We start from the raw sequence: 24,013 nt of genomic DNA, 5'->3' as shown, positions 1-24,013 counted from the left end.
GGATCTCGGCAGCCCTACGATTCATGGCGCGCCCGGGTCCGTGCACCCGCGCAAGCAGAAGCTCGGAGCCCAGACCGACCTCAGGTCATGATCCGCATGACCCCGACGGGGAAGAGTGCCTTAACGGCCGGCGTCGGCCGGCGGCACCGAGACGCCCTCCTGGGTCTGCACCACTGGCTTCATGGTCCCGTCGGGATTGTAGCGGAGATACTCGACCGTGATCGCGCGCCGACCCAACGCGCCCTTCTGGTCGCCGATCGTCAACGCCGCATTGTGCAGGAACAAGTACCAATTGCCTTTGAATTCGGCGATGCCGGGGTGGATCGTGAAGCTGTTCGCGGCCGCCCCGGTCAACTCGCCGCGATACGTCCAGGGCCCCGTGATGCTCGGCGCGGTGGCATAGGCGATGTGCTCGTCATGATCCTTGCCGGTCGGATCCATCGACGCATAAGTGAGGTAATAGAGCGTTCCGCGTCGATGCAGCCACGGCCCCTCGACATAATGAGGCGGCGTGATCTCGGTGATCGGGCCGTCCAGCTCGATCATGTTGGGCTTGAGCCTGGCGATGTAGCATTGCCGGTTACCCCAGGCGATCCACGACGTCCCATCGCGGTCAGTGAAGACGGTCGGATCGATATCCTCCCAGCTATGCGTGCCCTTGGGTGTCATCTCGTTGGTGATCAGCGCCGATCCGCGCGCGTCGCGGAACGGGCCGGTCGGACTGTCCGACACCGCGACGCCGATCGCCTTGCCGGGATGCGTATCGTCGTGCTCGGCTGGAACGTAGAGGTAGAATTTGCCGTTCTTCTGGATGGCCTGCGGCGCCCATGCGTCCTTCTTCGCCCATTTCAGATCGGCGATGCGCAGGATCGGCGGATGCGCCTTCCAGGTCTTCATGTCGGTGGTCGAGTAGACCAGCCATTCCCGCATGTTGAACATCTCGCCGTCCTTGGCCTCGTCATGATCGACATAGAGGTACAAGGTGTCGCCGACGACGAGCGGGGCAGGATCGGCCAGGAACGTGTCGCGGATGATCGGATTGGAACCGGGCGCGATGCGAACCTGGCCTGTGGCGGCCGACGTGGCGACCGCCAAGGTCGAGCCGAATGCGAACGCGCAGACACGCAGCCAGTGCATGATCACCCCTCCTATTCTGATACCCTCTTGAATTAGCCTGACAAATCAGCAGGTCAACCGTCTCGGGCACGTCCGCCATCGCCGACGGCCCTGCCCGCCGTGCCGCGCTGCGCCCTCACGTGCGGCATACTGCCCCGGCCCAGCACGTTCATATTGATTCCGTTGTTCTTTTCGGCTTTCCCCGAGGGCGTCCAGTGCGGGGGGAGAGTGACGGCATGCATGCAGCGGCCGGGTTCGAGCTGATCATCGCGATGTTCCTCGTGATCGTCGGTCTCCATTATCTCGCGCGACGCCTGTCGCTTCCGCCCGCCGCGGCGCTGATCGTCGGTGGTGGCGCTGTCGCCTTCGTGCCGGGGCTGCCGGGCATCGCGATCGACCCGGAACTGGTCCTCGTCCTGTTCCTGCCTCCGCTGCTCATGGACGGCGCGTGGTTCACCGCCATCGCGCCGTTCCGCCGCCACATGGCCGGGATCCTGTCGCTTGCGGTCGGCGCGGTGTTCTTCACCACCGCCGTCGTCGCGCTCGTGACCAAGCTGCTGCTGCCGGCCCTGCCCTGGGCCGCCTGCGTCGCGCTGGGCGCGATCCTGTCGCCGCCCGATGCGGTGTCGGCGCGCGCGGTGCTGCAACGAGTCCGGTTGCCGCGCCGCCTTTCGACGCTGCTGGAGGGCGAGAGCCTGCTCAACGATGCCGCCGGGCTGGTGCTGTTCCGCTTCGCGGTCGCGGCGGTGCTGACCGGCACGTTCAGCCTCGGCGCGGCCACCGGCACCTTCGTCCTGCTGGTGCTCGGCGGCGTCGCCGTCGGGGCTGCGATCGGCGGCCTGTGGGTGATGCTGCTGCGCCGGCTGGGTGACGACACGCTGATGATCGCCGCGACGATGCTCATGTGCTGGAGCGCCTATATCGCCGGCGAACGGCTTAACGTGTCCGGCGTGATCGCCGTCGTCACCGCCGGGCTGACCGCCGGCTGGTACCAGCATGTCGTATTCAGCGCGAGCGTGCGGATCCGGGCGCTCGCTTTCTGGCAGGTGCTGGTCTTCCTGCTGGAAGCCGCGGTGTTCACGCTCATCGGGCTTTCGCTGCGCGGCTTGCTCGACCGGGTCGGCGACCCCGCGCGCATCCTGGACACCATGGCGGCCCCCGCGCTGCTGATCGTCGCGGCGGTCATCGCCGCACGGTTCGTCTGGATTTTCGGGGCCGATGCGATCGTGATGCTGCTCCACCGCACCGGCTGGACATCGGCGCGGCCGCTGGGCACGCGCGCCGCGCTCGTCATGAGCTGGGCGGGGATGCGCGGCGTGGTGACGCTGGCGGTCGCCCTGTCCTTGCCGGAGGCGATGCCCGCGCGCGACCTGATGCTGGTCACCGCCTTCGCCGTCATCCTCGTCACCGTCCTCGTCCAAGGCACGTCGCTCGGCTGGATGATCCGGCGGGCGCGGCCGTCGGAGGACGGGGCCGCTGTGCCACCGCTCGATCTCCAGGCCGCGGAGCACGCCATGTTCCGCGCCCAGCTGGCGGCGGTCGAGCGCGAGGCGCATGACGCGGACGGGGAGGTGATCCACCCCCAGCTTCTGCGCCGCTACCGGGCCCGCGCGACCGCGGGCGAAACGTTCGACGGCACTGCCGAGGAACGCACCGCCGCGATCGCCCGCCACTTCGACGTCATCATCGCCGCGGTCGAAGCCGGCCGCGCGGAACTGGTCCGGCTGCATCGCGCCGGCGCGATCGATGACGAGACCCTCCACGACCTCGAACATGATCTCGACCTCGAAGAACTGGGGGCCATCGCCGCCAAAGGGTGATCGAAGCGGCCGAAGCGCCCACGCAGGCGGAGGCGCCACCCGCTCGATCATGACCGCCCGGCGCGACCGCGCCGATGGCAACCGTCGGCGCGCTTCAGGGCCGGGCGGGCGGGATCAGCGCCTGCCGGATCGGCTCGACCCAGCGGTCCCGGTCGATGTCGTAGAGGATGAAGTCGCTGTCGAACTGCCAATAGGCCCAGGGAAATCCATGCGCCTCCGCCTCGCGCCGAACCGTCGCGGTATAGCGGGCGCGCGCCGCGATCGGCGTGCCGCTCTTCTCATAGGCGCCGAACTCGCCCATGAGCACCGGTCGGTCGTTCGCCTTCGACCAGGCCGCCACGGCGTCGTAATCGGCCTTGATCCGCGCTTCGTCCGCCGCGGTGAATGGCACGTCCTTCACCCCCGCCATGTCCGCCGCCCATGGCGCGCCTTGGTGCGTGAAGCGGAACGGCTCATAGGAATGGAAGGTGACCAGGATGTTGCGATCGTCCTTCGGCAGGGCCAGCCCGGGCAGCTCCTCCAGATTGTTCCAGCGGGTCGGGCCGATCACCAGCGTGCGCCCCGGATTGGTCGCGCGCACGACGGGGATGAGGCGCGCCAGCATCGCGTTCCAGCGCGGCCCGTCGAGCGGCGCATGCGGCTCGTTGAGCAGTTCGAACAGCACCGTGTCCGGCGCATCGCGGTAGCGCGCGCCGATCTGCTGCCAGAATGCGATCAGCTTCGGCTCGCAGGCGTCCGGGGCTTCCGAACAGCGATTGAAATCATGTTCGTCGAGGATGACGCCCAGCCCGGCATCCGTCGCTTGCCGGACCACACGGTCCAGCGTCTTCAACCATTCGGGATCGAGCCGGTTTCGCTCGTCCATATGCGCGAAGGCCTGCAATACGACGCGCACGAAGTCGAAACCACCCTGGCGAAGGGTGCGGAAGTGGCGCGGCTGGAAGCGCGCCTTGGCCGGGTCGCGCCACACCGGGTCGTAGCCGATGATATTGACGCCGCGGCGCAGCCGGCGGGCAGTCGCCCAGGCCGGTCCGGTCTGCCCGCGATCAGCGGATGCGGCGGCCGCGCCAGGCGTGGCGTGATGCTGCGCCATCGCCGGCGCGGCCACCGACAGCGATAGGCCAACCACGATTTTTCCTAGCCACATCAGATACATCCTCCCGCCTCATCATTGGACGGATCGGTGGCCGACGCAACCATCCATGGTCGATCGTGATATGATGGTCGGGTCGGGCGACCCCGGCGCGCGACCGTCATGGCCGCCAGCATGGCGGCCATGACCTTTCCCCGGTTCGGCTCGCGGTCGCCGCCATGCATCCTATCGACCTGTTCGACCGTTCGCGATTCCACCCCGTTCGAGGATTTCGGTGATGCTCGCCAATCTCAGCCAAGCCATTCTCGCGTCCGCCATGCTTTCCGCCGCCGTGACTGCATGCCTGGCCATGTGGTCGCGTCAAACGATGTGACCGCCTCGGCCCATCCGGGCGATCGGAGTGCGCGGCCCAGCCCCGCTCACCGCCACTACAGAATCACCGCAAGACGACGGCCCCCGTCGGTCAGGCTTCGTCCTCCGCATCCATCTCGCGGTCGACCGTCTCCATGAAGTCGCGCGCGGCCTCGCGATCCTCCTCGTCCGTGAACGCGACCGTGACCTCGGGCGCGACGCCCAGCATATAGGCCAGGCACCACAGGCCGAAGCGCCGCCCGTCGTCCCGCTCCAGCCCGATCTGCACCTGCAACCGATCAATGCCGGAGGCGAGTTGGTCGGGCGCGAGGTCGCCGAGTTCGGTGGTGCCGAAAAAGCCGATCAGAAGATGGTCGAAGTCCATGCCCGCCCATACCGCCGTCCGCTTCCGCGGCCCAGCCCCCACGGCACAGGGGGGCAGCGTCTATCCGGCGTCGCTCGATCCTGGCGGAACCGCTGCGGCGGCGAAAATTTCGCGGCCGCGATCCGACAGGCGGTAGTGGCCCGGCCGCTCGCGCTCAAACCAGCCATAGACGTTGCGGAGCAGGATCGCGCCCGCGTCCTCGGCGAGATCGCGCAGATCGCGCGGCCGGGCCGTGGCGTGGCCGATGGCGCACACACAGGCCAGGGCACGCTGGCGGTAGGCGGTCATGATCGGCTGGCGGGACGAACCGCCGGCGCTGGGATCGCCGCGACGGCGGTCATGTTCGCGCAGCAATCGTCGGCGCAGCGGCAGGTTCGGCCGCGGCCGATAGGCCGACGGCTCGCACAGAACCGCGACGTGGCCGCGCGTCAGGTCCACCGCCAGCAGCCCGACACCCAGCAGCCGGCACAATCGCGTGACTCGCAAATCCCTATCCCGCCCGCGCCGAGAAGCGACGATCGCCAGATAGAGGCTGTCGGCGCCGCGCAGGCGGTCGACGGCCTGCAGGACAAGTTCCAGCGTGAAGGACAGTTTCAGTTCGGCGATGACGAGGATGGGCGGTTCACCGTCCTGCACCGCAACCACGTCGCAGCCGCAGATCTCGCCCTTCACCCTGAAGCCCTGGGCCTCCAGAAAGGCTTTGACCGGCGGATAAAGCGCGGTCTCGCGCCGGCGCTCGGCCGGCGGCGCGGCCGTTCCCGCGCCGGTCATGCCTCCTCCGCCTGTCCGGCCGGCGTCCCCGCTATGGCGACCGCGAGGTCGCGGCGCACCGGGCCGATCGCGGCGACGAGCGTACCGCCCGCGCTGGTCGCCCGGCCACGCGACAGGATCGCGCCCCTCGCCGTGTCATAGGTGACGATGGTGTAGCGGCCGTCCGCCAGGCCGGCGATCGTCAGGCTGCTGTCCTTCGCGGCGTCGCCCGGACCGAGCGTCCCGTCCGGCGTGATCGTATCGGTCCGCACCAGCCAGGCTAGCGCCTGCGCGTCATCGCCGCAGCCGACGACCGCCACGCCCGGATCGTCGCAGCGCAGGGCACCGGCAAGGTTACGTCGCCGGAAACGGCTCCAGTCGATCCGCGGCAGGAAATCCGCCAGCGCCCGTTGCGCTTCCCGCATGCCCCGGGTCAGCACATGGGGATGCCGGTTCGGCCAGCGCATGCCGCCCCCTGCCCCGCCGCTGGCCAGATGCGCCCATTGGATGTGCCGGAAATACTCGTCGTCGAACGCATCCGGCAGCGTCTTCTTGCGGTCCTTGAAGCTGTGGATCGGGCCATGCTCCGAATCGAACACCGGCCGCGACGGACCGGCCGCGTCGACGGCCGCCCGCATGAGGCGCGCCGCGGCGAGCGCCGGCGCCACGGTGTCGCGCGGATCGTCGATCGTGCCGTGTTCGTAGAGATGGGTATTGGCGAAATCGAGCGTCGGATGCCGGAAGATCGGGTCGACCAGCGTCGGATGCCGGATCAGCTCGGGGCCGAAGATCGATACGGTCTGGAGATTGGCATGGCCCCGCCGCTGTCGCTCGCGCGTGCGCAACCATGCCGACAGGTCGTCGATGAAGGGCGCGACCATGGCCGGGTCGTCGCCACCATGGGCGGGATGGATCTCGTTCCACAGATCCCAGGCGAACAGCGCCGGGCTTCCGCCCCAGCGGTCGCTGGCGAAAGCCAAACGGTTCTTGATCGCACGTCGCGTGTCGGGACAGGTCAGCCACGTGTCGCGACCGGCGCAGACACCCCCGTTCGCCGTCGCATAGGGATGCCGTGCCCAGCGCAGCCACATGAAGAACGTGTCGTAGGGCGTCAGCAGCACGCGCAGGCCGACGCGCTCGAGCAGGGCGAACAGGTCATCCCACAGCCGCACCATGTTAGGCGCGAAGTGGCCGGCCGGCCGCTCGAAATAGCGGTGCTCGCCGTGACAATATTCCAGCATCAGCCGGATGCAGGTGACGCCGTGCGCGCGCAGGTGGCGCAGGTGCCGCTCCACGGCCGCCATGTCGCGCCGCCGGAACAACGGCGCGAGATCCGGCCAGGTGATCGCGTCATTGTGCCCGATCGGCGTCCAGGGCAGCCCGTCCTCCGTCATGAAATAGGGGGTGTCCGGCACCACGCCGATGCGAGCCATCGCCGAAGCACGCGAAGTTGATGAGGCAGCCACGCGTGCCGGTTACCGCTCCGCCGGCGGCGACGCTATCGTGAAACGGTTAACTTTCCGGATAAACCTAGCTCTATCAGATCGATAGCCTAGCCTGACGCAGTTTAGCGCGCGGCCGGCCGGCAGCCATTAGCCCGGTGACAAGGCGGGGGCCTGTCAGGGATATATTGATGAACGCCACGGCGCCGCGCGATCCTGCCTCCTCCATGCCGCAGCCGGGGCTGCTTCTCTGCTTTTCGCATCTACGCTGGAATTTTGTCTTCCAGCGGCCACAGCATCTGATGACCCGCTTCGCCACGCGGATGCCGGTCGTGTTCTGGGAAGAGCCGGAATTCGGCAAGGTGAGCCGGCCCGAGTTGGGGATCCGGGACGAGGGCTCCATCCGCATCGTCGTGCCGCAGTTGCCGGTGGGTCTCGACGCCGAGGCGACCCGGGTGGCGCTGGCCGCATTGCTGGACGCCTTTCTCGCCGATCAGCCGACGGTGGCGATCCGCTGGTATTATACGCCGATGATGCTGCCCTTCTCACGGCAGGTCGCCGCCGGGTGCACTGTCTATGACTGCATGGACGAACTGTCCGCCTTCCGCTTCGCGCCGCCGGAATTGCTGGCGCTGGAGGCCGAGCTGCTCAATGCCGCGGACCTGGTCTTCACCGGTGGCTACAGCCTGTACGAGGAGAAGCGGAGCCGGCACGCCAATGTGCGCCCCTTCCCCTCCAGTGTCGATGTCGCGCATTTCGCGCAGGCCCGCGCCGCGTCGCGACGCCAGGGCCGGCCGCCGCGCCTCGGCTTCTACGGCGTCATCGACGAGCGGATGGACCTGGCGCTGCTGGCGGACCTTGCCGACGCTCGGCCCGATTGGACCATCGAGATCGTCGGTCCGGTCGTCAAGATTGACCCCGCCGACCTGCCGCAGCGCGACAACCTCTTCTATCCGGGCGCGCGCTCCTATGCCGAGCTGCCGCAGGTCCTGGCCGGATGGGACGTCGCGCTGATGCCGTTCGCGATCAACGAGTCGACCCGCTTCATCAGCCCGACCAAGACGCCCGAATATCTTGCCGCCGGTCGCCCGGTGGTCTCCACGCCGATCACCGATGTGGTCCGCCATTACGGCGCGATGGCGGGCGTCGCCATCGCCCCGCGCGACCGCTTCGTCGAGGCCTGCGATGCGGCGCTCGCCCTCGCCCGCAGCGCCGATCCGGCCTGGCGGGACGAAGCCGATGCGGCGCTGGCGGCCACGTCCTGGGACCGGACCGCGGCGGCGATGCTCGAGGCGATCGCCGCGATCGCGCCGGCCCCGGCCCGGCCGCATTACGACGTGCTGGTGGTGGGGGCCGGCTTCGCCGGCAGCGTGATGGCCGAACGCCTGGCCGCGGACGGCGGCAAGCGCGTGCTGGTGATCGACCGCCGCCCCCATATCGCTGGCAACGCATTCGACGAGAAGGATGCGGCCGGCATCCTCATCCACCGCTACGGCCCGCACATCTTCCACACCAACTCGGCCGAGATTGTCGACTATCTGTCGCGCTTCACCGACTGGCGTCCCTATGAGCACCGCGTGTTGGCGGCGGTGCGGGACCGGCTGGTGCCGGTTCCGATCAACCGGACCACGCTGAATGTGCTGTTCGACGCCGGGCTGGAGACGGACGCGGAGGCCGCCGCCTTCCTGGCGGAGCGGGCGGAGCCGGTCGCCGACGTGCGGACATCGGAGGATGTCGTCGTCTCGGCCGTCGGACGCGAGCTCTACCGCTTGTTCTTTCAGGGCTATACCCGCAAGCAATGGGGCCTGGACCCGTCCGAACTGGACAAGGCGGTGACGGCGCGCGTTCCAACCCGCACCGATACCGACGATCGCTACTTCACCGACACGCACCAGGCGATGCCGGCGCAAGGCTTCACCGCGATGTTCGCGGCGATGCTCGACCATCCGAACATCGAGCTCCGGCTGGGCACCGACTTCGCCGCCGTTCGGGACGCGATCGACTATGACCTGCTGGTGTTCACCGGACCGATCGATGAATATTTCGGCCACTGCTACGGCAGGCTACCCTATCGTTCGCTCCGCTTCGCGCACGAGACGCTGTCGACCGAATGGCACCAGCCGGTCGCTGTGGTGAATTACCCGGACGAGGCGGTTCCGCACACGCGGGTCACCGAATACAAGCATCTGACCGGTCAGCACGCCCCCGTGACCAGCGTCACCTTCGAATATCCGTCGGCGGAGGGCGACCCCTATTACCCCATCCCCCGGCCCGAGAACCAGGCGCTGTTCAAACGCTACGAGGCGCTGGCGCTTGCCGAACCCAAGGTCGTGTTCGTCGGACGCCTGGCCACCTATCGCTACTATAACATGGACCAGGTCGTCGGGCAGGCGCTCGCCACCTATCGCAAGCTGAAGCTGCGAACGGCCGAGGAGACACTGGCCGCAGCGGCCGAATAAGGTGCCGGGCCCTCAGCCGCTTGAAGGTCCGCGACGATGACCGGCATCGCCTTGTGGGGCGGGGTCGAGTGCACGGTCAACCGGGTCGCGGACCGCTATCGGGACCAGGTCCGGCTCAGCGGGCACCACGACAGGCTGGACGATCTCGATCGTTTTGCCGCCCTGGGGCTGACGGCGATCCGCTATCCGGTCCTGTGGGAACGAACCGCCCCCGACGGCGAGCCGGACTGGAGCTGGCCGGATGCCCGGCTGAAGCGGTTGGGCGCGCTGGGCATCCGGCCGATCGTCGGGCTGGTCCACCATGGCAGCGGTCCGTCGCATACCCATCTGCTCGATCCGGGCTTCGCGCGCGGCCTGGCGCGGCACGCCGGCGCGGTCGCGGAGCGCTATCCGTGGGTCGCGGACTGGACGCCGGTCAACGAGCCGGTGACCACCGCCCGCTTCTCGGCGCTGTACGGCCATTGGTATCCCCATGCGACAGATGCCCGCGCCTTCTGGGTGGCGCTGCTCAACCAAGTCGATGCGACTCGGCTGTCGATGGCGGCGATCCGGCGCGTCAATCCGGCGGCGCGGCTGATCCAGACCGACGATCTCGGCCTGACCTGCGCCACGTCGCCCCTCCGCCACCAGGCCGAACACGACAATCTCCGTCGCTGGGCAGGATGGGACCTCCTGGCCGGGCGGGTCGGCCTGGACCATCCCCTGTTCGCGCTGCTGACGCCGCTGGGCCTTGCGGATCGGCTTCGCGCGATCGCGGACGATCCCTGCCCGCCCGATGTGATCGGGGTGAACCACTATCTGACCAGCGACCGCTTCCTCGACCACCGCGTGGATCGCTATCCCGAGCATCTGCGCGGCGGCAACGGGCAGGACCGCTATGTCGACACCGAAGCGGTGCGCGTGCTCGACCCGCTGCCCGGCGGCCTGGCCGAGGCGCTGCGCGCGACCTGGCACCGCTACCGCACGCCGATCGCGCTGACCGAGGTCCATAACGGCTGCACCCGGGAGGAGCAGTTGCGTTGGGCCGCCCAGGCCTGGGACACCGCCCATGCCGTGGCGGCCGAAGGCGCGGACATCCGCGCGGTCACCCCCTGGGCGTTGCTGGGGAGTCGGGGATGGAACACGCTGCTGACCGCCGACGGCGTCTACGAACCCGGCCTGTTCGACGTCACGGCAGCGACGCCGCGGGCGACGGCATTGGCGACGCTCTGGCGCGATTTGGCGGCCGGGCGACCACGCCACCCGGTGGTGGACCAGCCCGGCTGGTGGCAACGTCCCGATCGGCTGACCTATGGCGAAGCCCGTCCGGCCATGGCCGCGTCGGACCCCGGTGGCCGGCCGCTCCTGATCTGCGGCGGCCATGGAGCGCTCGGCCGCGCCTTTGCCCGCGCCTGCGCGGCGCGCGGCCTCGCCCATGTCGCGGCCGGACGGGATCGCTTGGACGTCACGGACAGCGACAGGATCGCCACCGTCCTGCGTGAACTGACCCCCTGGGCGGTGATCAACGCCGCGGGCTGGGTCGGGGTCGACGATGCGGAAGCGGACGAAGCGGCCTGCCAGCGGATCAACGCCGTCGCCGCGACCGCCCTGGCGCGAGCCTGCGCGAGCGATGGCATTGCGTGCCTCAACCTGTCGAGCGATCTCGTGTTCGCGGGCGACATCGGACGTTCGCTAGTCGAGAGCGACCCACCCCGGCCGCTGGGCGCCTATGGCCGGAGCAAGGCGATGATGGAGGCGGGCTGCGCGCGGCTGCCCGGGTCGCTGGTGGTACGGACGGCTGCCCTCTTCTCGCCCCACGATTCGGACGCCTTCGCCGGGCGGCTCGTGTCGGCGCTGGACACGGGACGCCCGTTTCCGGCAGCCAGCGATCATGTCGTGACCCCCACCTATGTACCGGCCCTGGTGGATGCGGCTCTGGACCTGTTGATCGACGGCGTGGAGGGCATCTGGCATTTGTCCGGCGGCGAGGCGGTGAGCTGGGCGGAGTTCGGGCGACGCATCGCCCTGGCGTGCGGTCACGATCCCGCCCTGATCCGGCCGGTCGCGGGCGTGGACGTGCACGGCCCCGCGCCGCGGCCACGATATGCGCCCCTCGCCAGCGAGCGCGGCCCCCTGGCCGCCACCCTCGACGACGCGATCTCCCGCTTCGCGCGTGAGCGCGCGGTCGACCGCGCCGCGGCGACCCCCGCGGCATCGGTGCGGCCCCGCCATGCGCCGCGGAACGATCAGTCTGTGCCGGTCAGCGCCAGCAGCCCGAAGCTGGCGAGCCAGTGTTCGCCCATATAGTCCCCCGCGACCGCCTCGATGGCGGCGGCCAGATGATCGGCGGCGGCGGTCTCGAGCACTCGGCGGGCCGGGCCGTCGGTGGCGGCGGCGAGGGACCGCATCGCCCAGGCACGGCTGAGGTTCAGGCCATCTAGATGCGCGATCCGCCCGTCGCTGCGATCGCTGACCTGCGCCGGCGTCAGCAGCGTGGCGGGCATGCCGCCGGCGAGCGCCGGCAGAAAGGCGTCGAACCACGCGGCGAAGTCTACGGCGGGCAGCAGGCGCTCCATCGCCATCGCCTCCATCAGCACCGGCGACAGGAAATCCTCGCCACTCGGTTCCCAAGCCTGCGCCCCACGATCGCCGCCGAACCAACGCCTCGCGTGCTCCGCCATCCGGTCGCGCAGCGGCTCGTCGCCCACCACCCGCGCATAGCGATCGGCGAGGACCAGCGCGAAGGCCGTGTTGGCATGGGTGCCGGCGCGGACCGGATAGGTCATCAGCGGCAGATGCGCACGCCAGCGGTCGGCGAAGGCATCGGCAAGGGGGCGCAGCGTCGCAGCGTGCGGGCTGTCGCCCACCATCAGCTCGCCCTGAAGCATCAGCAGCCAAGCCCAGCCATAGGGCCGCTCGAACCCGCGCGACATCGGCCGGTCGAGATAGGCGCGCTCGGCCTCGACCTTCTCGGCGGTGAAGGCATCGGCGAACAGCGTATCGATCGCCGCCGCCTCGGCCACGACCGGGAACAGTCGCCGCACCCGCGCGAGCAGCCAATAGCCATGGACGCAGCTATGCCAGTCGAAGCTGCCAAAGAAGATCGGATGCACTCGCTGAGGCCGGTAGACGTCGGCGTCGCCCGTCATCACGTGATCGGCTTTGTGCGGATATGGGCGGGTCACATGGCCGAGCGCGATGCGCGCGAAGCGGCCGGCTTGAACGGGAGTCATCGGCCCCATCCTCCGGGAAAGGCGCACGAGGCGAGCACCGCGATGTTGAAGATCAGCAGCAGGATCGCGGTCGGCCATTGGACGCGGATCACGCCGAAACGGTCACGCAGCTCCAATATGGCGGCCGGCACGATATTGTAGTTGGCCGCCATCGGCGTCATCAGCGTGCCGCAGAAGCCCGACACCATGCCGAGCGCGGCGACGATCGCCGGGTCGCCACCGAAGTGGCGGATGACGATCGGCAGGCCGATGCCCCCGGTCATGATCGGGAAGGCGGCGAAGGCATTGCCCATGATCATCGTGAACACCGCCATGCCGACGCAATAGGCGATGGTCGCGACCAGCGGCGTGTCGAGCGCGACCATGTTGACGACGCCATCGGCCACGACCTTGCCGACGCCGGACAGTGCGAAGACTCCGCCCAGCGCGGCCAGCATCTGCGGCAGCACCATCGCCCAGCCGATCGAATCCACCAGGCGCCGCGCCTCCGCCACCGGCGCCCCGCGGGGCGGCCGAGTGAGCCGCAGGGCCAGGCCGAGCGCGACAATCGCGCCGAGCGTCAGCGCGACCAGCGTCACCTGCTTCGGATCGATCAGCGCCAGGCCGGCGATCCGGCCATTGGCGACGGACAGCGTGCCCACCAGCGTCACTGCCGGGATCGCCAGCGCCGGCACGAACAGCCAGGCGCCGAGGCGCGAGGCTTGGACGGCCTGGGCCGCCGCGTCGCTGCTGGCGACCGGGGCCGCCCGCAGACCCCGTGTCGCCAGCGCGACCATGACCAGGACCAGGCCGCCGTTCACCAGGTCGGGCAACCACGGCCCGGCCGCCAGGAGGAGCGCGAACACGCCCCAGAAACCGGTATTGCGCCACCGCGTCGCCGCCGTCCGGTCCAAGGCATGATGGGCGGCGACCGCTCCTGGCAGGACCGCCGCCGCGATGCCAAGCGCATCGAGTCCGATCACGCGCGGCGCTTCAAGCGGCGATCGAGCAGCAGCAGCCGCCCACCATGGATGAGGAAGGCGGCGATCGCGGTCGGGATGGCCCAGAGCGCGACATCAAGCGGTGTGACCGACACCCCCTCCTGCGCCAGGATCGCACGGATCAGCAGGATCGAACCGATCGCGATGAACACGTCCTCGCCGAAGAACACGCCGATATTGTCCACCGCCGCGGCATGCGCCCGGATCTGGTCGCGGGTCTCGGGATCCAGCGCGCCCCGTTCGTCCCGTTCCTCCGCCGCTTCGGCCATGGGGGCGACGATCGGGCGCACCATCTGGACATGGCCGCCAAGCGAGATCAGGCCCAGCGCGGCGGTGACCTGCCGCAGCGCCAGATAGCCGAGCAGCACCCGGCCCGTCGTCGCCCGGCGGAGGCCCCCGACGATGGCGCGCGCCTTCACCCGCAGGCCGGCGCGCTCCAGCAGCCCGATGGTCGGCAACGCCAAATAGGGGATCGCCAGATAGCGGGCATCGACGAATGCCCGGCCGATCATCGCCACCACCTCGACCGGCCCGTGGCCGGCGGCGGCGGCGCTGGCGAGCGCGGCGACCGTGACGACGAGCAGCGGGTTCAAGCCAAGCGCGAAGCCGACGATGATGATCGCGATTCCCGACAGGACGAGCATGATGCCCCCTACAGGGTCGCGGCGGCGCGAGCCGCCTGGTTGTACTGGCCTGACAGGCGGCGCAGCAGGTCGGCCACATCGGACAGGCGCGCGCCGTCCGGACCATCGGCGACGATCGCGGTCGCCAACACCCGTTCGCGGACTTCCCGGTAACGGGCGCAGAAGGCGCGGCCGGCATCCGTGGCGGCGACCAGCTTGTCCTTGCCCGCGCGATGCGTGGCGACCAGTCCGGCGCGTTCCAGCTTGCGGATGGCGTAGGTCACCAGGTGCGTATCCTCGATGTCGAGGACCAGGCCGATATCGGCGATCCGTTTCGCCCGGTCGCGGTGGCGGACGGTGTGGAGGATCAGCACCTCCAGCGGCGCGAGCGCCGGCCCGTCCGCCGCCGCCGCGGCGCAGCGCGCGATCCAGCGGTGATAGGCGGTGGCCGCCAGGGTCAGGCTGAACTCCAGTTCCGACAGGGCCGGCGTCGATCCATCGGCGAGATGCGCCGAGGACACGATTGCCTGCTTCTCGTCCGCCATGCCGCCCGTCCCCTTTCGGAGCAGAAGGGTTGCGCTCGGCCGCCACTCTGTCAATCCACGATGGGAAATCGTCGATGATTTATCGATGATTCGTCCGTGAGGGGATTGGCGATGACGGGCTGGGCGTTCTGGATCGATCGCGGTGGCACCTTCACCGACACCGTCGCCCGCGCCCCTGACGGATCGTTGCACACCGCCAAGCTGCTGAGCGAGAATCCCGAACGCTATGCGGACGCCGCGATCGCCAGCATCCGCCTGATCCTGGGCCTTGCCCCGGACGCGGACCTGCCGGCCGACCGCATCGACTCGGTGAAGATGGGCACGACCGTCGCCACCAACGCGCTGCTGGAACGCAAGGGTGCGCGGACGCTGCTGGTGGTCGACCGGGGCTTCGCCGACCTGCTGGCGATCGGCGACCAGACGCGGCCCAGGCTGTTCGACCTGGCCATCCGCAGGCCGACCCCGCTGCATGACGATGTCGTCGAGATCGGCGGCCGCATCGACCGCGATGGCGGGATCGTGCTGCCGCTCGACGATGCCGAGACCGCCGCCCTGCTCGCCGCCAAACGCGCCGAGGGATATGAGGCGGTCGCGATCGCGCTGACGCATGGCTGGGCGCATGGCGCGACCGAGGCGCATGTCGCGGCCCTCGCCCGCCGGGCGGGCTTCCCCCAGGTCTCCGCCAGCCACAGGGTCAGCCCGCTGATCGGACTGGTCTCGCGCGGGCGGACGACGGTGGTCGACGCCTATCTGTCGCCGGTGCTGCGCCGATATGTCGACCGCGTCGCCGCCGCGCTGGGGCCGATTCCGCTGCACTTCATGCAATCGAGCGGCGGCCTGGCCGATGCACGCGCGTTCCAGGGCAAGGACGCGATCCTGTCCGGTCCGGCCGGCGGCGTCGTCGCGGCGGCGCGGACGGCCGCGGCCGCCGGCTTCCACCGGGTGATCGGCTTCGACATGGGCGGCACGTCCACCGACGTCGCCCTTTATGCCGGGCAGTTCGAGCGCGTGCTCGACGCGGAGATCGCCGGGGTCGAGATGCGCGTGCCGATGATGGCGATCGAGACGGTGGCGGCGGGCGGCGGGTCGATCCTGCGCTATGACGGGTCGCGGTTCCGGGTCGGTCCGGACAGCGCCGGCGCGCAGCCCGGCCCGGCCTGCTATCGTCGCGGCGGCCCGCTGACCGTGACCGACGCCAATGTCCTGGTCGGCAAGGTGCGGCCGGACCATTTCCCGGCGGTGTTCGGGCAGGGCGGCGACCAGCCCCTGGACGTCGAGGCAACGCGCCGCGGCTTCGCCGCGCTGGCTGCGCAAATCGGCATGAACGATCCGCGCGTGGTCGCCGAGGGCTTTCTGGAGGTCGCGGTCGCGCACATGGCCGCCGCGATCAAGCGGGTCGCGCTTGAACGGGGCGAGGACGTCATCGGCTTCGCGCTGCAATGTTTCGGTGGGGCGGGCGGACAGCATGCGTGCCGCGTCGCCGAGGTGCTGGGGATGCGCGCCGTCCTGATCCATCGCTTCGCCGGGGTCCTGTCGGCCTATGGGATGGGTCTCGCCGACCGGGTGGCGATCCGCCAGCGATCGGTGGAGCGGCCCCTGGGTACGGCGCTGGACGCGCTCGTCGCTGCGCTCGGCGAGGAGGCGGCGACGGACATCGCACCCGACGCCCGGCGGGTCGCGACCGTGCATCTGCGCTATGCCGGCACCGACACCGCGCTCGCGGTTGATTGGGCAGAGGCTGGCGCGATGCGCGTTGCCTTCGAGACCGCGCATCGCGCCCGCTTCGGCTTCGTCAGTCCGGACCGCCCGATCGTGATCGAAAGCGTGCTGGTCGAAGCGATCCTGGACGGCGAGCGGATCGCGCCGCCGCCCTTCTCCCCGCGCGGCGGCGATCTGCCCGCGCCTCTCGACCATGTCGCGGTCTGGACCGGGGGCGCGGAGCATCGCACGCCCATCCATGATCGCGCCGCGTTGCGGCCCGGCGATCGCGTCATCGGCCCCGCCCTGATCCGCGAGGCGATCGCGACGACGATGGTGGAGCCGGGCTGGACGATGACGGTCGGCAACGGCGGCGAACTCGTCCTCCGCCACGACCGCGCCACCACCCAGGCCGCGCGTGATCCGGCGAGCGTCGATCCGGTCCGGCTCGAACTATTCAACACCCGCTTCATGGGCATCGCGGAACGGATGGGCGTGGTGCTGCGCAACACCGCAAGCAGCGTGAACATGAAGGAGCGGCTCGACTTTTCCTGCGCGCTGTTCGACGCGCAGGGACGGCTGGTCGCCAATGCGCCGCATGTTCCCGTCCATCTGGGCGCGATGGGCGAAAGCGTGCGCACGGTCATCGCCAGCCGGGCTGCGACGCTGAAGCCGGGCGACGTCGTCGCGCTGAACAATCCATTCAATGGCGGCACCCACCTGCCCGACGTCACCGTGATCACGCCCGTGTTCGACGATGCGGGCCGGGAAATCCGCTTCTTCGTCGCCAATCGGGGCCACCACGCCGATATCGGCGGCCTGACCCCGGGATCGACCCCGCCCGGCTCGCGCACGCTGGAGGAGGAAGGCGTGGTGATCGACGATTTCCTCCTGGTCGATGGCGGCCGCCTGCGCGAGGCCGAGTTCCGCCGCCTGCTGGCCGAGGCGCGTTACCCGGCGCGAAGCCCCGACACCAACGTCGCCGACATCAAGGCGCAACTGGCCGCCAACGCGACCGGCATCGCCGAACTGTCCGCCCTGGTCTCCGCCAGCGGCTGGCCGGTCGTCCGGGCGTATATGGGCCATGTCATGGCCCATGCGGAGGACAGCATCCGCCGCGTCCTGGCCCGCCTGTCCGACGGCGCGTTCGACTATGCCATGGACGACGGCACGCCGCTCCACGTCCGCGTGACGATCGACCGCGCGGCGCGCGGCGCGACGATCGATTTTACCGGCACCGGCCCGGCGAGCGCCGGCAATTTCAACGCCCCGCCCGCCGTGACCCGGGCGGTCGTCCTTTATGCCTTTCGGTGCCTGATCGGGGAGGACCTGCCGCTCAACGAAGGCTGCCTAGCGCCGCTCACCATCGTGATCCCCGCGGGATCCTTCCTCGCGCCCCCGCCCGGCCGCGCCGTGGTCGCCGGCAACACGGAGGTCAGCCAGGCGGTCTGCAATGCGCTGCTCGGCGCGCTGGGCGCCTGTGCCGCCGCCCAGGGCACGATGAACAATTTCCTGTTCGGCAGCGACCGGTATCAATATTACGAGACGATCTGCGGCGGCACTGGCGCGGGCCCCGATTTCGCCGGCACCGCCGCGGTGCACAGCCACATGACGAACACGCGGATCACCGATCCCGAGATCCTGGAGCATCGCTATCCGGTGCGGCTGGACCGGTTCGCCATCCGTCGCGAATCGGGTGGTCGCGGCGCGCATCCCGGCGGCGACGGCGTCGTCCGCGCGATCACCGCACTGGAGCCGATGACCGCGACGATCGTCGCCTCTCGCCGCAGCATCGCGCCATTCGGCCTGGCGGGCGGCGGTGATGGGGCGGTCGGCACGCAGCGAATCGAGAGGCGGGACGGCCGGACCGAGGATCTGGCCGGCGTGGCGCAGGTCGAGCTGATGCCGGGCGACCGATTCGTGATCGAAACGCCGGGCGGTGGCGGCTATGGCTCGCCGTAACCCATTGCCCGATCGGGGAACCGCCGGTCGCCTCCCTGCCCGGTGCACGGAGCCTCTTGCCGGCGACCCCAGCTTGTTCCAGCTTTGCGCGTCTTCGCGATCCCCTGTCCAACGAAAGCCCGAGCCCGATGGCCGAAGCCTTTATCTGTGATGCCGTCCGAACCCCGATCGGTCGTTACGGCGGTGCGCTGTCCTCCGTCCGGCCGGACGATCTTGCCGCCCATACGCTTCGCGTCCTGGCCGAGCGCAATCCGGCGCTGGACTGGACGTCGGTGGACGATGTCGTCTTCGGCTGCGCCAACCAGTCCGGCGAGGACAATCGTAACGTCGCGCGCATGGCGACGCTGCTGGCGGGTCTGAGCGAGGGGATCAGCGGCACCACAATCAACCGGCTGTGCGGGTCGGGCCTGGACGCCGTCGCCATGGCTGCCCGGTCGATCCGCGCCGGGGAAGCCGAGCTGGTCATCGCCGGCGGAGTTGAGAGCATGAGCCGCGCGCCCTTCGTGATGCCGAAGGCGGACAGCGCTTTCGCACGCTCCGCGGAAATCCACGATACGACGATCGGATGGCGGTTCGTCAACCCGCGCATGGCGGCGCTCTACGGCGTGGACTCGATGCCCCACACCGCCGAAAACGTCGCCGAGCAGTATCGCATCGCCCGCTACGATCAGGACGCCTTCGCCCTGCGCAGCCAGGAAAAGGCTGCGTGCGCCGTGGCGGGCGGCCGGTTCGCCCGCGAGATCGCGCCGGTCAGCGTCGCCCAGCGCAAGGGCGCGCCGATGCTGGTCGCGGTCGACGAGCATCCGCGTGCGACAAGCCTGGGCGCGCTTGCCGGATTGAAGCCCGTCGTCCGCGCCGACGGGACCGTCACCGCCGGCAATTCCAGCGGCATCAACGACGGCGCGGCGGCGTTGATCATCGCGTCGGAGGCGGCGGCGAAGCGGCACGGACTGACGCCTCGCGCCCGTATCATCGGTGCCGCCGCGGCCGGCGTGCCGCCGCGCATCATGGGGGTGGGTCCAGTGCCGGCCGTATCGAAGCTGCTCGCGCGCGAACGACTGGCCATCGCCCAGCTCGACGTCATTGAACTGAACGAGGCTTTTGCGAGCCAGGCGCTCGCCGTGCTGCGCGGGCTGGAGATCGCCGACGACGACCCGCGCGTGAACCCCAATGGCGGCGCGATCGCGCTCGGCCATCCGCTGGGCATGTCCGGCGCGCGGCTGGCGATGACCGTCGCCGAGGAACTGACGGTCACCGGCGGCACCCATGGCCTGGCGACGATGTGCGTCGGCGTCGGCCAGGGCATCGCGCTGGCGATGGCGCGGGTATGATCGTCCAGGCACGCCAGTCCCGGCCGCGGTCTGGCGCGGCGCGGAACGGATGCGACATGTCGGCCCCGTTCCGCTAGAAGCCCGGGCCATGAACATCAGACTGCGAACGCCCCGGTTCATCGCCCACCCAGGTCCGGGACCACGCCCCTCGCTCCGCCGGTTCGTGCTCGCCGCCTTGCTGGTAACGAACGCCGCGGCCGCCGGCGCGGCCTATCAGGCGCGGACGGTTGGTGACTGGGTCGTATCGCCGAGCAGCGACCAGCAGGGCTGCTTCCTCAGCCGGACCTATCCCGCGCCCAGGCAGACCACGCTGCAACTGGGCCTGGATACCGACGGAGGCAATCGGCTGACGATCCTCAATGCCAATTGGTCGATCCGCCCGCGCGAGCGGCTGACGATGGACTTCCGCCTGTCGAACGCGGCTTTCCCCCGCCATGTCGCGATCGGCATCGCCACGCAGGGGAAGAAGGGGTTCGTCACCAGCTTCGGCAAGACCTTCCCCGCCAGCCTCGCGGCGTCGCGCGTCCTTCACGTCCGGCGGGGCGATGTGCCGGTCGAGGAACTCGGACTCGACGGCAGCGGCGCGGCGATCGCCGAGTTGCGGCGATGCGTCGACCAGTATCGCGCACCCGCGGGTGCCCCCCGACCGGCACGGGCGGACCGGGACCGGATCCCGACCGATCCCTTCGCCGCCCCGACCGCTCGCGATTCGCGGCAGTAACGAATTCTGGCAATCCGGTTCAGCAAGCATTCACAGCTACATCCCCGAAACTTTTCAAGTATTTCCGCCAGATGAACAGGGGTTGGCGCGCACTCGACTGATCGCGCCACAGGCTCGGGCCACCGACCGCGCTCTTGCCGATCGCGGCGGATGCGGGCTCCATCGATGGGCTATTAACTATTTGGAAAACAGCGATGCTGCCATCTTTGAAGACGCTCTCCCCCCTGGCGCTGGTCCTGCTCGCCGGACCGGTGCTGGGCGGGTGCGCCACCAAATCCTATGTTCGTGAGCAGATCGCGCCGGTCAGCGCACGGGTCGACACGCTCGAGACCCAATTGCAGGCTACCGATGGCACGGCCAAGCAGGCGCTGACCGAGGCCCAGGCCGCGTCGGCCCAGGCCCAGCAACAGGGCCAGCGCGTCGACCAGATCAACGGTCGAGTCGATGGCGTCGAGCAGCGGCTGCAGGAGCAGGAGCGTCGCGGCAAGCGTCCGCGCCACTGACGACCGGGCGCCGACCGGCGCCTACATGGCTGAAGCATGACGAACACCGGGGCGCCCCTTTTCCCCTTTGGGGCGCCCCGGACCAGGGAGCCGATCATCAAGGTCATCGTCCTTTTCGCCGGACTGGCGCTCTGCGCCACCGGTGCCCAAGCCGCCGCGACGCCGAAGGCGCGCATCAAGGCCAAGCCCGCCCCGCAACCGCCGGCCGTCGAAGCACCTATCGCGCCGACACCGGACCAGCAGCGCATGGCCGCCTGGATCGGCGGGTCCGGCGACAACCATGCGTTACCCTTCGCGGTCATCGACAAGAACGGCGCATCGCTGATCCTCTATGATGGTCATGGCAAGGCGATCGCGCAGGTGCCCGTGCTGATCGGCATCGCTCCGGGCGACACCGCCACCCCCGGCGTCGGCAGCAAGACGCTCGGCGAGATCGGACCCGCCGAAAAAACGACTCCGGCCGGCCGGTATCTCGCCAGGTTCGGCTATGCGGCCGGACGGCAGAAGGTGCTTTGGGTCGACTATACCAACAGCGTCGCGATCCACCCCATTCCGGCCGACGCCGCCAAGGGGGAGATGCGCCGCGAGCGCCTATTGTCGCCGGAGCCGGACGACAATCGCATCACCTTCGGCTGCATCAACGTGCCGCGCGCCTTCTACGGCGCCGCGCTGCGGCCGCTGTTCCAGAAGAAGGGCGGCTATGTCTACATCCTGCCGGACACCCGGTCGGCGGAGGACGTCTTCCCGCGCCTACGCGTCCATGCCCTGACGACGCAGGCGCGCCTCACGCCGTGACCTGCGTGTCCCCGGTCGCCCTGGCCACGCTGATCGGGTGATGCGCCCCGCCGGGCAGCGGCGTGCCCGGCACCGATCGGTTGCCGTGGAACGATAGCGGCCAGACATCGTCGTCCAGCGTCAAATCGGGACCCAAGACGCTCTCGCGCGTTCTGCGAGCCGCCCCGGCCGCCCGCCGGCGGTCTGGGAGAGGGAAACTTGGGGACGATGCGCGATATCAGACGAGACAGGCAGCCCGATGCCGGTCAACTCGCTGCCCTGCCCCATCCCGGCGATCATGTGCATGCCGATCATGTCATGCCACGGACCGCTGGCGAGCCCGTCGATGTCGTGGCGGCGCAGCGCGCCGCGCTGGATAGGCTCTACCGCACGCATCTGCGCGCCGGCAGCCGCTATGCGCTGATCGACTTCCCCGACCATGCCAATGTCGGCGACAGCGCCATCTGGCTGGGCGAGCTGGCCATGCTGCGGGCCGTCACCGGTCGCGAGCCCGACCATGTCGCGACCTGGCACGACTTCGATGCCGCCGCGCTGGCCCGGATGCCCGCCGATACGGTGGTGCTGCTCCATGGCGGCGGCAATCTGGGCGACATCTGGCCGCATCATCAGCATCTGCGCGAGACGATCCTGACCCAGGTCCGCGACCGGCCGGTCGTCCAGTTGCCGCAGTCGATCCATTTTCGCGATCTGGCGGCGGCGCGGCGCTTCGCCGGCATCGTCGCCGCCCATCCCGCCTTCACGCTCCATGTGCGCGATCGACCGAGCGCGGCGTTCGCCGCCGATCATCTGGGCTGCCATGCCGGCCTGGCCCCCGACTCCGCCTTCGCGCTCGGGCCGCAGCGGCGGGAGCCCGCCTCGGCGACGCTGCTGGCGCTGATGCGGACCGATGCCGAACGGCGCGATCACGCCACCGCCCTCCCCGACGGCGCCGAGCGGGTCGACTGGCTGGAGGACGGCCCGGGACTGCCGGCCGGCACCTCCCCGAGCGCCCGCGAACGGCAGGCGCGCCATCGCCTGGAACGCGGCCTGCGCCTGCTTTCGCGCGGCGAGCGGGTGGTGACCGACCGGCTGCACGGTCATATCCTGGCGCTGCTGCTGGGCATTCCGCACAGCGTGCTCGACAACGATTATGGCAAGGTGGGCGCCTATGTCGCGGCCTGGACGGCGGCGTCGCCGCTGGTGCGGAGGGCGGCATGACCGCGCTCCCGGCGATCAGCCTGCTGGTCTGCACGCGCGACCGGGCCTCGGCCCTCGCCATGCTGCTCGACTCCGTGACCGTCGCCGTCGCCCGCGCGCCGCACGGCGCGGTCGAGGTGATCCTGGTCGACAACGGATCGCAGGACGACACGGCGGACCGGCTGGCGCAGTGGCGCGCCGCCCGGGCTTTCCCCGTGCGGGTGGTGCAGGAACCACGAGCCGGCCTCGCCCGGGCCCGGAATCGCGGCCTGGACGCGGCGCGTGGAGCCATCATCGCCATGACCGACGATGATTGCGTGCTCGACCCGGGCTACTTCAACGAACTGGCCCGCTGTTTCGGCGAGCTGGACGGTCCGGCGATCGTCGGCGGGCGCATCCTGCCGGGCGACCCGGCCGACCTGCCCGTCACGCTGAAGCTGGAGGATCATGCCATGGTGGCGCGGCCTGGCGATTTCCCGGGCGGCTTCGTCATGGGGGCGAACCTGGCCTTCTCCGCCCAGGTGGCGGCACGGGTCGGGGCGTTCGACGAGCGGTTCGGCGCGGGTGCTGCGTTCGTCTCCGCGGAAGACACCGACTATCTGTTCCGCGCCACGGGTCTGGGCATTCCGCTCCGCTACGATCCCCGCTTTGTCGTCCATCACCATCATGGCCGCAGGCTGGTCGCGGACGAGACGCGTCTGCTCGCCGGCTACAGCCGCGGCGACGGCGCGCTCTATGCCAAGCATCTGCTGCGCGACCGGCGCGTCGTGGGCGCGATCGGGCGCGACATAGCCGATCTCTGGCGCGACCTGGTCGACCCGGTGACCACCCATCGCGGCATCCGCCGCTTCTACGCCTTCCGCCTGCGGCACAAGGCGGCGGGGATGATCGCCTATCTTCGCGAGGCGCCGGCGCGCCAGCCGGCCGCCGATCCGACCCTCGCGGCCACCGGCCGGGAACGCCGGACCCGGCGCCCCGATTCTTCGTTGGGATCATCATGACAGGCAGGCTTTCCCAGGCGGTGGACGTTCGGGCCGCGACGCGATCGGCC

General features: G+C 69.8%; 20 protein-coding genes. 10 read left to right on the top strand and 10 right to left on the bottom strand.

Features of this window, described 5'->3' with window-relative positions; translation table 11 throughout:
- Positions 1-120: 120 nt before the first annotated feature.
- Entirely contained in the window at positions 121-1,137 is a 1,017-nt protein-coding gene (locus GGQ96_RS06770; protein WP_184112882.1) for a glycoside hydrolase family 43 protein, read from the bottom strand.
- A gap of 215 nt (positions 1,138-1,352) precedes the next feature.
- On the opposite strand from GGQ96_RS06770, the gene GGQ96_RS06765 reads away from it, so the two are divergent.
- Entirely contained in the window at positions 1,353-2,936 is a 1,584-nt protein-coding gene (locus tag GGQ96_RS06765; RefSeq protein ID WP_184112881.1) for a Na+/H+ antiporter, read from the top strand.
- A 94-nt stretch (positions 2,937-3,030) separates the two neighbouring features.
- Here GGQ96_RS06765 and GGQ96_RS06760 read toward each other — a convergent pair whose 3' ends face one another.
- The 4 genes from GGQ96_RS06760 to GGQ96_RS06745 form a co-directional block, all read right to left on the bottom strand.
- Positions 3,031-4,065 carry a glycoside hydrolase family 5 protein gene (locus tag GGQ96_RS06760; protein ID WP_343058949.1) on the bottom strand — a complete coding sequence of 345 codons (1,035 nt, stop codon included), beginning with the start codon at positions 4,063-4,065 and terminating at the stop codon, positions 3,031-3,033.
- 427 nt (positions 4,066-4,492) lie between these two features.
- The gene (locus tag GGQ96_RS06755; protein WP_184112880.1) at positions 4,493-4,765 is read right to left on the bottom strand and encodes a hypothetical protein; all 273 of its coding nucleotides are present in this window, start codon (positions 4,763-4,765) and stop codon (positions 4,493-4,495) included.
- 60 nt (positions 4,766-4,825) lie between these two features.
- Entirely contained in the window at positions 4,826-5,536 is a 711-nt protein-coding gene (locus GGQ96_RS06750) for a DUF2161 family putative PD-(D/E)XK-type phosphodiesterase (protein WP_184112879.1), read from the bottom strand.
- Positions 5,533-6,948, bottom strand: coding sequence for a glycoside hydrolase 5 family protein (locus GGQ96_RS06745; RefSeq protein ID WP_221239844.1), 1,416 nt, complete (start codon positions 6,946-6,948; stop codon positions 5,533-5,535). The genes GGQ96_RS06750 and GGQ96_RS06745 overlap by 4 nt, the downstream gene beginning before the upstream one ends.
- A gap of 311 nt (positions 6,949-7,259) precedes the next feature.
- Here GGQ96_RS06745 and glf point away from each other — a divergent pair, with 311 nt between their 5' ends.
- Positions 7,260-9,416, top strand: a complete 2,157-nt coding sequence (gene glf, locus GGQ96_RS06740; protein ID WP_184113219.1) for a UDP-galactopyranose mutase — start codon at positions 7,260-7,262, stop codon at positions 9,414-9,416.
- Positions 9,417-9,452: 36 nt separating this feature from the next.
- Positions 9,453-11,702, top strand: a complete 2,250-nt coding sequence (locus GGQ96_RS06735) for a sugar nucleotide-binding protein (protein ID WP_184112877.1) — start codon at positions 9,453-9,455, stop codon at positions 11,700-11,702.
- Here the strand turns inward: GGQ96_RS06735 and GGQ96_RS06730 are convergent.
- Genes GGQ96_RS06730 through GGQ96_RS06715 form a run of 4 tightly spaced genes read right to left on the bottom strand, consistent with a single transcriptional unit; the run spans position 11,642 to position 14,776 of the window.
- Positions 11,642-12,637 carry a DUF2891 domain-containing protein gene (locus tag GGQ96_RS06730; protein WP_221239843.1) on the bottom strand — a complete coding sequence of 332 codons (996 nt, stop codon included), beginning with the start codon at positions 12,635-12,637 and terminating at the stop codon, positions 11,642-11,644. The genes GGQ96_RS06735 and GGQ96_RS06730 overlap by 61 nt on opposite strands.
- A complete protein-coding gene (locus tag GGQ96_RS06725; protein WP_184112873.1) occupies positions 12,625-13,590 on the bottom strand; it encodes a 5-oxoproline transporter, DUF979 family subunit in 966 nt (321 codons plus the stop codon). Before GGQ96_RS06725 ends, GGQ96_RS06730 begins: the two co-directional genes overlap by 13 nt.
- Positions 13,587-14,252 (bottom strand): DUF969 domain-containing protein, encoded by a 666-nt coding sequence (locus tag GGQ96_RS06720; RefSeq protein ID WP_184112871.1) that lies wholly within the window; start codon positions 14,250-14,252, stop codon positions 13,587-13,589. The genes GGQ96_RS06725 and GGQ96_RS06720 overlap by 4 nt, the downstream gene beginning before the upstream one ends.
- 8 nt (positions 14,253-14,260) lie before the next feature.
- Positions 14,261-14,776, bottom strand: coding sequence for a winged helix DNA-binding protein (locus tag GGQ96_RS06715; RefSeq protein ID WP_184112869.1), 516 nt, complete (start codon positions 14,774-14,776; stop codon positions 14,261-14,263).
- 111 nt (positions 14,777-14,887) lie between these two features.
- Here GGQ96_RS06715 and GGQ96_RS06710 point away from each other — a divergent pair, with 111 nt between their 5' ends.
- The 5 genes from GGQ96_RS06710 (at position 14,888) to GGQ96_RS06690 (ending at position 21,786) form a co-directional block, all read left to right on the top strand.
- Positions 14,888-18,436, top strand: coding sequence for a hydantoinase B/oxoprolinase family protein (locus GGQ96_RS06710; RefSeq protein WP_184112867.1), 3,549 nt, complete (start codon positions 14,888-14,890; stop codon positions 18,434-18,436).
- Positions 18,437-18,564: 128 nt separating this feature from the next.
- On the top strand, positions 18,565-19,767 hold the full coding sequence (gene pcaF / locus GGQ96_RS06705; protein ID WP_184112865.1) for a 3-oxoadipyl-CoA thiolase: 1,203 nt from the start codon (positions 18,565-18,567) through the stop codon (positions 19,765-19,767).
- An 88-nt stretch (positions 19,768-19,855) separates the two neighbouring features.
- Positions 19,856-20,488, top strand: coding sequence for a hypothetical protein (locus GGQ96_RS06700; RefSeq protein ID WP_184112863.1), 633 nt, complete (start codon positions 19,856-19,858; stop codon positions 20,486-20,488).
- Positions 20,489-20,682: 194 nt separating this feature from the next.
- Positions 20,683-20,991 (top strand): hypothetical protein, encoded by a 309-nt coding sequence (locus tag GGQ96_RS06695; protein WP_184112861.1) that lies wholly within the window; start codon positions 20,683-20,685, stop codon positions 20,989-20,991.
- Positions 20,992-21,027: 36 nt separating this feature from the next.
- On the top strand, positions 21,028-21,786 hold the full coding sequence (locus GGQ96_RS06690) for a hypothetical protein (protein WP_246360216.1): 759 nt from the start codon (positions 21,028-21,030) through the stop codon (positions 21,784-21,786).
- On the opposite strand, the gene GGQ96_RS06685 is transcribed toward GGQ96_RS06690, so the two are convergent.
- A complete protein-coding gene (locus GGQ96_RS06685; RefSeq protein ID WP_184112859.1) occupies positions 21,776-21,922 on the bottom strand; it encodes a hypothetical protein in 147 nt (48 codons plus the stop codon). The two genes, GGQ96_RS06690 and GGQ96_RS06685, sit on opposite strands and share 11 nt — an antisense overlap.
- 161 nt (positions 21,923-22,083) lie before the next feature.
- Here GGQ96_RS06685 and GGQ96_RS06680 point away from each other — a divergent pair, with 161 nt between their 5' ends.
- Both GGQ96_RS06680 and GGQ96_RS06675 read left to right on the top strand, forming a co-directional pair.
- Positions 22,084-22,983 carry a polysaccharide pyruvyl transferase family protein gene (locus tag GGQ96_RS06680; protein ID WP_184112857.1) on the top strand — a complete coding sequence of 300 codons (900 nt, stop codon included), beginning with the start codon at positions 22,084-22,086 and terminating at the stop codon, positions 22,981-22,983.
- Positions 22,980-23,963: a glycosyltransferase family 2 protein gene (locus GGQ96_RS06675; protein ID WP_184112855.1), complete on the top strand. Its 984-nt coding sequence runs from the start codon at positions 22,980-22,982 to the stop codon at positions 23,961-23,963. Before GGQ96_RS06680 ends, GGQ96_RS06675 begins: the two co-directional genes overlap by 4 nt.
- Positions 23,964-24,013: the final 50 nt, after the last annotated feature.

This window comes from Sphingomonas abaci (assembly GCF_014199625.1).
Classification (GTDB): domain Bacteria; phylum Pseudomonadota; class Alphaproteobacteria; order Sphingomonadales; family Sphingomonadaceae; genus Sphingomonas; species Sphingomonas abaci.
This window is presented reverse-complemented; position numbering and strand designations above follow the sequence as displayed.

Coding starts and splice junctions, on each gene's coding strand:
- GGQ96_RS06770 (WP_184112882.1), bottom strand. CDS start 1,137: ATGCACTGGCTGCGTGTCTGCGCGTTCGCATTCGGCTCGACCTTGGCG.
- GGQ96_RS06765 (WP_184112881.1), top strand. CDS start 1,353: ATGCATGCAGCGGCCGGGTTCGAGCTGATCATCGCGATGTTCCTCGTG.
- GGQ96_RS06755 (WP_184112880.1), bottom strand. CDS start 4,765: ATGGACTTCGACCATCTTCTGATCGGCTTTTTCGGCACCACCGAACTC.
- GGQ96_RS06750 (WP_184112879.1), bottom strand. CDS start 5,536: ATGACCGGCGCGGGAACGGCCGCGCCGCCGGCCGAGCGCCGGCGCGAG.
- GGQ96_RS06745 (WP_221239844.1), bottom strand. CDS start 6,948: ATGGCTCGCATCGGCGTGGTGCCGGACACCCCCTATTTCATGACGGAG.
- glf (WP_184113219.1), top strand. CDS start 7,260: ATGACCCGCTTCGCCACGCGGATGCCGGTCGTGTTCTGGGAAGAGCCG.
- GGQ96_RS06735 (WP_184112877.1), top strand. CDS start 9,453: ATGACCGGCATCGCCTTGTGGGGCGGGGTCGAGTGCACGGTCAACCGG.
- GGQ96_RS06730 (WP_221239843.1), bottom strand. CDS start 12,637: ATGGGGCCGATGACTCCCGTTCAAGCCGGCCGCTTCGCGCGCATCGCG.
- GGQ96_RS06720 (WP_184112871.1), bottom strand. CDS start 14,252: ATGCTCGTCCTGTCGGGAATCGCGATCATCATCGTCGGCTTCGCGCTT.
- GGQ96_RS06715 (WP_184112869.1), bottom strand. CDS start 14,776: ATGGCGGACGAGAAGCAGGCAATCGTGTCCTCGGCGCATCTCGCCGAT.
- GGQ96_RS06710 (WP_184112867.1), top strand. CDS start 14,888: ATGACGGGCTGGGCGTTCTGGATCGATCGCGGTGGCACCTTCACCGAC.
- pcaF (WP_184112865.1), top strand. CDS start 18,565: ATGGCCGAAGCCTTTATCTGTGATGCCGTCCGAACCCCGATCGGTCGT.
- GGQ96_RS06700 (WP_184112863.1), top strand. CDS start 19,856: ATGAACATCAGACTGCGAACGCCCCGGTTCATCGCCCACCCAGGTCCG.
- GGQ96_RS06695 (WP_184112861.1), top strand. CDS start 20,683: ATGCTGCCATCTTTGAAGACGCTCTCCCCCCTGGCGCTGGTCCTGCTC.
- GGQ96_RS06690 (WP_246360216.1), top strand. CDS start 21,028: ATGACGAACACCGGGGCGCCCCTTTTCCCCTTTGGGGCGCCCCGGACC.
- GGQ96_RS06680 (WP_184112857.1), top strand. CDS start 22,084: ATGCCACGGACCGCTGGCGAGCCCGTCGATGTCGTGGCGGCGCAGCGC.
- GGQ96_RS06675 (WP_184112855.1), top strand. CDS start 22,980: ATGACCGCGCTCCCGGCGATCAGCCTGCTGGTCTGCACGCGCGACCGG.